Below are 3482 nucleotides of genomic sequence, written 5' to 3' on the forward strand. Positions count from 1 at the left end.
GCCCGACCGGCCGCGGCGTGCGGCAGCCGGCCGCGTCAGTGCGCCTGGCGGGCCTCCCACGCGCTCGCGACCATGTCGGTCAGCGAGTGGCGCATCTCCCAGTCGAGGTCCCGCGCGGCGAGCTCGCCCGAGGCGACGATGCGCGCCGGGTCGCCGGGGCGGCGCGGCGCGCGCTCGGGCTCGAACGCGATGCCGGTGACCTGGGCCATCGCGGTCATGATCTCGGCGACCGAGACCCCGTCGCCGCTGCCGAGGTTGTAGACGCGCTCGAGCTCGCGGCCGTCCGCGAGCGCCTGCGCGGCGGCGACGTGCGACGTCGCGAGGTCGGCGACGTGGATGTAGTCGCGCACGCAGGTGCCGTCGGGCGTCGGGTAGTCCGTCCCGTTGATGCGGGGGGTCCGGCCGGCGACGAGCGCGTCGAGCACGAGCGGGAAGAGGTTGTGCGGGCTCGTGTCGTAGAGGTCGGGGGTCGCGGAGCCGACGACGTTGAAGTAGCGCAGCGACGTGTGCCGCAGGCCGGTCGCGCGGCCCTGGTCGCGCAGCAGCCACTCGCCGATGAGCTTCGACTCGCCGTAGGGCGACTCGGGGGACGTCGGCGTCGCCTCCGTGACGAGGTCGGTGTCCGGCGTCCCGTAGACGGCGGCGCTCGAGGAGAAGACGATCTTCTCGACGCCCTGCGACGCCATCGCGGTCAGGAGGTGGGCTGTGCCGGTGACGTTCTGCGCGTACGTGTGCAGCGGCCGGTCGACGGAGATGCCCGCGTACTTGAAGCCCGCGAGGTGGACGACGCCGACGACGCCGTGCACCGCGAGGGCGTCGGCCACGAGGTCGGTGTCGAGGATCGAGCCGAGCACGAGGGGCACGTCGTCGGGCACGAACTCCGCGTGGCCGCTCGACAGGTCGTCCAGGACGACGGCCGCGAGGCCCGCCTCCCGGAAGGCGCGGACGACGTGCGAACCGATGTAGCCGGCGCCGCCGGTCACGAGCCAGGTCATGCTCCCGACCCTACCGACCGGCCGGGGAGCGCGCGTACCCACGTCGCCCCGCCCGGGTGGCGGGCACCAAGATGCTCAGTACGCTGAGCATCTTCCCGAGAGAGGGGGCTCGCGTGGGCGAGACCGGCATCGACTCGCACGTGCACGCGCGCGAGTCGTTCCGTGACGTGCACCCGCCGGCGGCGCCCCCCACGAGCCCGGGGCACGACGACGACCGCACGCAGCCGCACCTGCGGGTCGTCACGGCGCCCGCCGACGACGCCGCGCTGCGCGCGCAGGTCGACGCCGGGCTCGACGCGACCCGCGAGGCGCTGCGCCGCTACCTCACGGACCGCCGCGACCAGGCCGGGCACGTCGCGCACGAGTACCTCGTGCTCTGGGAGACCGTCGCCTCGCAGGTCGGCGGCAAGCTGCTGCGCCCCCGGCTGACCGTCGCCGCGTACCTCGGTCTCGGCGGGACCGACCTCGACGCCGTCGCACCGGTCGCCGCCGCCCAGGAGCTGCTGCACACCGCGATGCTCGTGCACGACGACGTGCTCGACGGCGACGAGGTCCGCCGCGGCGTCCCGAACGTCGCCGGCACGTACCGCGCGCGCCTGCACGAGCGCGGTGTCGTCGGGCGCGCCGCCGACCACCAGGTGCTCGGGTCCGCGCTCCTGGGCGGCGACCTCGCGCTCTCGGGCGCCTTCGACCTCGTCGCGACCGCCCCCGTGGGTGCCGAGGTGCGCGTCCAGGTCATGCGGCTGCTCGCCACGACGCTCGCCACGACGGTCGCGGGCGAGCTGCTCGACGTCGGCGGCGAGCTGCTCGCGCCGTCGGACGTCGACCCGCTGCTCGTCGCGGAGCTCAAGACCGCCGCCTACACGTGCTGCGCCCCGCTCCAGGCCGGTGCGCTGCTCGCGCACGCCCCCGCCACGACGCACGCGACGCTCGACCGGGTCGGCACCGCGCTCGGCATCGCGTTCCAGCTCGCGGACGACGACCTCGGGGTGTTCGGCGACCCCGCCGTGACGGGCAAGTCGGTGCACTCCGACCTGCGCGCCGGCACCCGCACCGAGCTGCTGCGGTACGCGTACCTGCTCGCGGACGACGCGGGACGCGCGGTCCTCGACCGCCACGTCGGCGACCCGGAGCTCGACGACGCGGGCGCGGCGCACGTGCGCGACGTCATGGTCGGCTGCGGTGCACGCGACCACGTGCTCGCGCTCGCGTCCGGGGCAGCACGGTCCGCGCGGGAGACCGCCACCCGGCACCTGCCGCCGGTGCTCGCCGGTTACCTTGGGGGCATCGTCGACGAGCTGGCCGAGCGGGGGAAGTGATGCACGCAGCACCCACCGCCGACGAGCGCGCCCACCGCCTGTACGACGCGACCGCGCAGCGGGCCAGCCGGGCGGTGCTCGCGGGGTACTCCACGTCCTTCGGGCTCGGCGCGCGGCTGCTCGGCGAGCGTGCCCGGCGGGACATCGAGGCGGTCTACGCGCTCGTGCGGATCGCCGACGAGATCGTCGACACGCACCGCGGCCCGGACGCGGGCGAGCTGCTCGACGAGCTCGAGGCGCAGACCGCGCGGGCCCTGGTGACCGGGTACTCGACGAACCTCGTGGTGCACGCGTTCGCGCGGACGGCGCGGCGCACCGGCATCGGCGCGCGCGAGCTGGACCCGTTCTTCGGGTCGATGCGCACGGACCTGAGCGTGCACGTGCACGACCGGGCGAGCTACGAGCGCTACGTGCACGGCTCCGCGGAGGTCGTCGGGCTGATGTGCCTGGCGGTCTTCCTCAACGCGGAGCGTCTCCCCGGGGACCCGGTGCGCCGGGCCGACGCCGACACGGAGGCGGGGGCGCAGGCGCTCGGCGCCGCGTTCCAGAAGATCAACTTCCTGCGCGACCTGGGCGACGACTCGGCGGGACTCGGCCGCAGCTACTTCCCGGGCGTCGAGCCGGGCCGGCTGACGCAGGCACAGCTCGACACGATCCTCGCCGAGATCGGCGCCGACGTGCGCCGGGCGCGCGAGTCGCTGCCGGGCCTCCCGCGGCGCGCGCGGTGCGCGGTCGCCGCGACCCTCGGGCTCTACGAGCGGCTCCTCGACCAGCTCGCGCACACCCCGCCGGCGGAGGTGCTCGAGCGCCGCGTGCGGGTCACGACCCCGCGCAAGCTCGCGGTCGTCGCGCACGCGGTCGCGACCGAGCTCCGCGGGACCGCATGACGGAGCGCGCGGGGCGCGGGTGCACGGACGAGCAGGCCGACGAGCGGAGCGGGACGGTGCAGGCGTGAGCGGTGCGGTGGTGGGCGGTCCAGGCGTGAGCGGGACGGGTGCGGGCGTGACCGGTCCGGGGGTGACCCGGGTGTCCGCGACGGGCGGCTCCCCGGTGCCGCCGGCCCACGCGACGGCGGCCGGCACGGGGACGCGGGGGTCGCGGGGCTCGTGCTCGTCGCGGCGAGCACCGTGACGGTGTGGGTCCTGCTCAACCCGCACCTGCTCGTCGC

The 3482-nt window shown here is 75.8% G+C and carries 3 protein-coding genes; 2 read left to right on the forward strand and 1 reads right to left on the reverse strand.

Translation table 11 applies throughout. The features are described 5' to 3' along the window. Positions 1-35: 35 nt before the first annotated feature. Positions 36-995, reverse strand: coding sequence for a UDP-glucose 4-epimerase GalE (gene galE / locus AB6N24_RS22845; protein WP_412871651.1), 960 nt, complete (start codon positions 993-995; stop codon positions 36-38). Between the two features lie 113 nt (positions 996-1108). Here galE and AB6N24_RS22850 point away from each other — a divergent pair, with 113 nt between their 5' ends. Both AB6N24_RS22850 and AB6N24_RS22855 read left to right on the forward strand, forming a co-directional pair. Then, the gene (locus AB6N24_RS22850) at positions 1109-2314 is read left to right on the forward strand and encodes a polyprenyl synthetase family protein (protein WP_412871652.1); all 1206 of its coding nucleotides are present in this window, start codon (positions 1109-1111) and stop codon (positions 2312-2314) included. Continuing rightward, a complete protein-coding gene (locus AB6N24_RS22855) occupies positions 2314-3201 on the forward strand; it encodes a phytoene/squalene synthase family protein (RefSeq protein WP_412871653.1) in 888 nt (295 codons plus the stop codon). The genes AB6N24_RS22850 and AB6N24_RS22855 overlap by 1 nt, the downstream gene beginning before the upstream one ends. Positions 3202-3482 lie beyond the last annotated feature (281 nt).

The sequence above is a fragment of the Cellulomonas jepli genome (assembly GCF_047229345.1).
GTDB lineage: Bacteria > Actinomycetota > Actinomycetes > Actinomycetales > Cellulomonadaceae > Cellulomonas_A.

Excerpts from the sequence above, each read along its gene's own strand:
- galE (WP_412871651.1), bottom strand. The coding sequence starts at position 995 with ATGACCTGGCTCGTGACCGGCGGCGCCGGCTACATCGGTTCGCACGTC.
- AB6N24_RS22855 (WP_412871653.1), top strand. The coding sequence starts at position 2,314 with ATGCACGCAGCACCCACCGCCGACGAGCGCGCCCACCGCCTGTACGAC.